General features: G+C 66.7%; 4 protein-coding genes and 1 tRNA gene. 3 read left to right on the forward strand and 2 right to left on the reverse strand.

Annotation, left to right across the window (positions count from 1 at the left end; all coding sequences use genetic code 11):
- On the reverse strand, positions 1-2,015 hold a 2,015-nt coding region (locus ACTS1X_RS09560; RefSeq protein WP_442614162.1), incomplete at its 3' end, for an AAA family ATPase.
- Positions 2,016-2,181: 166 nt separating this feature from the next.
- Between ACTS1X_RS09560 and ACTS1X_RS09565 the strand changes: the two genes are divergently transcribed.
- Together ACTS1X_RS09565 and ACTS1X_RS09570 are read left to right on the forward strand one after the other, a co-directional pair.
- Entirely contained in the window at positions 2,182-3,375 is a 1,194-nt protein-coding gene (locus ACTS1X_RS09565; RefSeq protein ID WP_442614163.1) for a lipid-transfer protein, read from the forward strand.
- Between the two features lie 31 nt (positions 3,376-3,406).
- Positions 3,407-4,414, forward strand: coding sequence for an NADP-dependent oxidoreductase (locus ACTS1X_RS09570; protein WP_442614164.1), 1,008 nt, complete (start codon positions 3,407-3,409; stop codon positions 4,412-4,414).
- 223 nt (positions 4,415-4,637) lie between these two features.
- Here ACTS1X_RS09570 and ACTS1X_RS09575 read toward each other — a convergent pair.
- Positions 4,638-4,725 (reverse strand) — tRNA-Leu (locus tag ACTS1X_RS09575).
- A 123-nt stretch (positions 4,726-4,848) separates the two neighbouring features.
- On the opposite strand from ACTS1X_RS09575, the gene ACTS1X_RS09580 reads away from it, so the two are divergent.
- A partial coding sequence (locus tag ACTS1X_RS09580; RefSeq protein ID WP_442614165.1) for an NAD-dependent epimerase/dehydratase family protein occupies positions 4,849-5,112 on the forward strand: 264 nt, incomplete at its 3' end.

Raw genomic sequence — 5,112 nt, forward strand, 5'->3', positions numbered from 1 at the left:
TGCGCTTCGAGCTCGCCGCTGACGAAGATCAGCTGCCCTTCGGTCGGCAACCGCGCATCGGCGCCGAGCGCGCGCAGCCGCCGCTCGGCGGTCTCGAGATCGCCGTGCAGCGTCGCCTCGCGCACGAGCTCCGCGCGGCCGCAATTGACGAGCCTCGCCAGCCCGTATTTGTGGCCCGAGCTGATCAGATATTCGTAGAGTTCGTGCGCATATTCGCTCTTGCCCTTGAGCGCGGCCATGCGGGCCAGCGTCACCACGCCCAGGCACAGGGGATCGACGATCGACTGTTGCTGGATCAGCGGGAGATAGGCCGAGATGACCTGTTCGGCCTCGACGAGGCTGTTGCGTTCGTACAGCGCCTCGCCGAGATGCGCGGCGACGACGCTGCCGGCAAGGATGCCGGCCGGCGCCTCCATGTCGATCTCGCGGAGCGCGCGCCGCAAATGGTCGATCGCTTCGCCCAGTTCCCCCTCGGAGAGCTTGAGGCTGGCATGGATCGAATCGGCATAGGAGCGGCCGAAATAATTCTGCGCCTTCTCGTGCAGCGGCACGGCGCGAAGCAGCAGGTCGTGCGCTTCGGGAAACTGGCTCTGCGTGCCGAGCCAGAACGCGAAGGCGTTGAACGCGACGGCTTTCGAGAAAGGCTGGTCCTCGGTGAGCCATTTCTCCGCATCGCGCGCGCGCTCGCCCATTTCGGCCACCCGGTCCTCGGCGGCGAGCACGAAAATCCGCAGCACTTCGAGTTCGGCGCGCTGCACGGCGTCGGCATCGGTTTCGGCAAGCGCGGCCTCGCACAGGTTGAGCAGGTTGTGCGCCTTGGCGAACTGCCGGCGGAAGCCATAGGCGATGATCGCCGCATCGAGCAGCTTGGGCCGCGCCTGGACGATCTCCAAGCCCAGCTGTTCGAGCAGCGAGACGAGCAGGCCGAGTCGTTCCTCGCGCACCAGCTGGTCGGCGACCTGTTCGAGGCATTCGGCCGCCTTCTCGGTGTGGCCGGCGGCCAGGTAATGGCTGATCGCGACCTCGTTCATCCCCGCCGCGGCGAACCATTCGGCCTTGTGGGCGTGCCGGTCCGCCAGCGCCTCGGCGCTGATCTCCTGCTTGAGCTGCTCGCGCAGAAAATCGCCGAACAGCGGGTGAAAGCGGAACCAGTGCTTGTCGCCGTCGACGGGATCGAGGAACAGCCCCTCGTCGCACAGCCGGTTGAGCAGCAACCCGCCCGTCTTGCCGCCGAGCCGGTGGTCGACCAGTTCGCCGCACAGCCGGTCGGCAAGGCAGATCGCCAGCATCGCCTCGCGCGTCTCCTTGCTCTGCGCCGAAAAGACCTCCTGCGCGAGATAGTCGACCACCTCGTGCGTCATGCCGCTGCGCAGGGCGGTCGCCGATCCCTGCTTGGTCGAGGAGAGCGAGAGGTTGATGAACTGGAGCGCCGCGGGCCAGCCGTCGATGCGGCTGTGCAGGCGGCGGACCTCCTCGAGGCCGAGCCGGCAGCGCTCGGCAAGGAACTGATAGGCCTCGCCGAGATCGAACCGCAGATCGACGCTGCCCAGCATGATCGCCCGGCCGGAAAGCTTGAGCCGGGCGCTCGCGATATCGGGCACGGCGCGCGTCGCGACGGCGATCCGCTTGCCCGGCGGCAGGGCTTCGATGATGCGTTCGAGCAGGGCATCGGCCTGGCCGTCCGCAAACTGGTCATATTCGTCGAGCAGCAGCAGCGCGCGGCCCTCGATGGCGGCGACCAGCCCGGGAATATCGCGGCGCGCGCCCGTATATTCGCCGCCCGATTCCTCGACCAGCCGCTCGGCGGCGCCGACGAACATCTGCACGAACCGCGAGAGATCGGAATCCTGCGAAACCGGCGTTATCCAGGCGACCCGGCCGCCGGCGGCCTCTTCCTCCGCCGCGAGCTGGCGCAGCAGCGACGATTTTCCGTAGCCGGCCGGTGCCTGGACGAGAATCAGCTGCGCGCCGCTGGCGCGGATTCTCTCGAGCAGGTTTTCGCGTCGCAGATCCAAAGGCTATCGCTCCCGAGGCGGCCCTTTCCGGCCGATTCTTTCCATTACCCTACCCGTTCTAACGGGAAAGGGGCATGCCGCCCTACCCTTTTGGGCGGTGCGATCGCCGGAGCCCCGTCGAAAGCAGGACGGGTTCCGCCTCTCATTCGGATTTGGAGATCGATCGATGCCCCGCACCGCCATCGTCGCCGGCGTAGCGATGACGCCTTTCGCGACGCCGCGCCGGTCGCGCGACTATCGGAGCCTCGCGCGCGACGCCGTCGGCGACGCGCTCGCCGACGCCGGGCTCGACTACGACCGGATCGAACAGGCCTATGCCGGCTATGTCTATGGCGACAGCACATCGGGCCAGGCCGCGCTCTATGCCAGCGGGCTGACCGGCATCCCGATCGTGAACGTGAACAACAATTGCGCGACGGGATCGACCGCGCTTTTCCTCGCCCGCCAGGCGGTGACCGGCGGCGCGGCCGAATGCGTGCTCGCCCTCGGTTTCGAGCAGATGCGCCAGGGCGCGCTGGCAAGCGTCTATGACGACCGGCCCGATCCGCTCGATCCGTTTCTCGACACCGTCGAGACCCGCCTCGGCCCGTCCGACAGCCCGATGGCGCTGCGTCTCTTCGGCGGCGCCGGCCTCGATTACCAGCGACGCTACGGCGCCGAAGACCGGACCTTCGCGCTGATCGCGGAAAAGGCGCGGCGCCACGCAGCAGCCAATCCTTTCGCGGTTTTCCGCGATCCGCTGAGCGTCGAGGAGATCCTCGCCTCGCCGCCGATGTACGGCCCGCTGACCCGGCTGCAATGCTGCCCGCCCACCTGCGGAGCCGCCGCGGCCGTGATATGCAGCGAAGAATTCGCGACGACGCGCGGAATAGCGGCCGATATCGCGATCGCCGGCCAGGCGATGACGACCGACCGCCCCGATTCCTTCGACGGCGACGATCTGGCGATCACCGTGGGCGCCGGCATGTCCCGCGCTGCGGCCCGGAAGGTCTATTCCGAAGCCGGAATCGGACCCGACGATATCGATCTCGTGGAGCTTCACGACTGTTTCACCGCCAACGAACTGCTGAGTTACGAATCGCTCGGCCTGACCGAGGAAGGTACCGCCGAACGCTTCATCCGCGACGGCGACAACAGCTATGGCGGCAAGGTCGTCACCAACCCGTCGGGCGGATTGCTGTCGAAGGGCCATCCGCTCGGCGCGACGGGCCTTGCCCAATGCTTCGAGCTGGTCACCCAGCTGCGCGGCGCCGCGGGCGAACGGCAGGTGGACGGCGCGCGGCTGGCGCTGCAACACAATATCGGGCTGGGCGGCGCCTGCGTGGTGACGCTGTACGAGAACCGGGCGGGACGGGCATAAGGCCCGGCCGCGGCAAGACAGGAGAGCGGGAATGGGCGAGATCGTTGCACGGTGCTGGCATTTCAACGAACGGCCGAAAGAGATGGTGGACGTGAACACCTTCGTCCTCCGCGAAACGCCGGTTCGCGCGCTCGAGGACGGCGAATTCCTGTTCCGGACCCTCTATCTCTCGCTCGACGCCACCAACCGCGTCTGGCTCAGCGACTGGGACATCTACATGGAGCCCGTCCATATCGGCGAGCCGATGCGCGGCTTCGTCTTCGGCGAGATCATCGAGAGCCGGCATCCGGACTTTCCGGTCGGCGCCCATGCCGCCGGCCTGCACAGCTGGGCCGACCATATCGTCAGCGACGGCGCGGGGTTTTCGGTCTTCCCGCCGCTCGACGGGGTCGACCTGGCCGAAGCCTTCGCGGTGCTCAGCGTCGCCGGCCCCACCGCCTATGTCGGGCTGCACGATATCGGCGAGCTCAATGGGGGCGAAACGATCGTCGTCAGCGGCGCGGCCGGCGCGGTCGGCGTGATGGTCGGCCAGATCGCGAAACTCGAAGGATGCCGCGTGATCGGCATCGCCGGCAGCGACGACAAATGCCGGATGCTTACGGAGCAGCTCGGCTTCGATGCGGCGATCAACTACAAGACGGAGGATGTGGAGCAGCGGATCCGCGCGCTGTGCCCGGACGGCATCGATCTCTGCTTCGAAAATGTCGGCGGTGCCATACTGGACGCCTCGCTCGCCCATATGAAGGATTTCGGCCGCGTCGTGATCTGCGGCCTGATCTCCTCCTACAATGCGAAGGATCCCGTGCCCGGACCCTACATGTTCCGCAACGTCATCATGCGGCGGCTGACGATCCGGGGATTCGTCATTCTCGACCATGCCGAACGGCTGCCCGAGGTCATGAACGTCCTCGTCGGCAGGATGGCGGAGGGGCGGCTGACCATGCCCGTCCATATCGTCGAAGGGCTGGACGCGGCGCCGGATGCGCTCAACCTTCTCTATACCGGCGGAAATACGGGAAAGCTGCTCGTCCGGATATAGACGGACCGGTCGGCCGACCTGGGGGAGCCGGACGAGACTCCCGAGACCCCCGGCTAATCTCCGGGCGATCGGACCCGAGAACGCCCATCCGAGCTGCCCGAAACCGGCGACCGTATCGTCCGGCACGCCAGTGGACCGAGCCGGACACGATTTGAAGGATAGCGCGAAGGCCCGAGAAGAACCGGATGCCTGTGGGGGCGTTCCTAGACGCCAGGAGAACAAATGGTGCCCAGAAGAGGACTCGAACCTCCACGTCCGCAAGGGACACCAGCACCTGAAGCTGGCGCGTCTACCAATTCCGCCATCTGGGCCCACGGCTCTGGCGATATGCTCGCCAGAACGCAGGATGGGCGCTATGATGGGCGACGCGGCGCTTGTCAATCCGCCGGTTAAACGCCATGGGAGCCGCACGACCCCGAAGGAGCAGATTTTCGATGCAGGACAGGCTGGTAACGATGTTCGGCGGCGGCGGCTTTCTGGGCCGTTATGTCGCCCAGGACCTGCTGAAAGCCGGCATCCGCATCCGGATCGCCGAGCGCAATCCGGGCGACGCGTTTTTCATCAAGCCGATGGGCGGGCTCGGCCAGACGCAGTTCGTCGCCGCCGACATCACCAAGCCCGAAACCCTCGCGCGCGCGCTCGAAGGCGCCGAAGCGGCGATCAATTTCGTCGGCATCCTGAAAGGCGATTTCCGGAAA

This window comes from Parasphingopyxis sp., from assembly GCF_052168275.1.
Lineage (GTDB): Bacteria > Pseudomonadota > Alphaproteobacteria > Sphingomonadales > Sphingomonadaceae > Parasphingopyxis.